Annotated in this window: 1 protein-coding gene; it reads left to right on the top strand. The window is 77.9% G+C overall.

The genetic code is table 11. The features are described from left to right. A partial coding sequence (locus ACTFO6_RS19850) for an aldehyde dehydrogenase family protein (protein ID WP_439936003.1) occupies nucleotides 1-235 on the top strand: 235 nt, incomplete at both ends.

The following is a 235-nucleotide window of genomic DNA, read 5'->3' as shown; positions in this document are numbered from 1 at the left end:
CCCGGGACGTGGCCTGGGCGGTGGAGGCCGCCCATCGGGCCTACCCCGCCTGGTCGCGCCGCCCGGCCCGGGAGCGGGGCGACCTGCTGCGCCGGGCCGCCGACCGGCTGGAGCAGGAGGCGGAACCTCTCGCCCGGCTGCTCGCGCTGGAGACCGGCAACGCTCTTGCCACCCAGTCCCGCCCCGAGGTGGCCGGCGCCATCGAGCTGCTACGGTTCTTCGCCGGCCTGTGGTC

Origin of the sequence: Pelomicrobium sp. G1, from assembly GCF_051905455.1 — a bacterium.
Classification (GTDB): Bacteria; Pseudomonadota; Gammaproteobacteria; order Burkholderiales; family UBA6910; genus Pelomicrobium.
The sequence above is the reverse complement of the archived record's forward strand: the minus strand, read 5'-3'. Positions and strand labels throughout refer to the sequence as shown.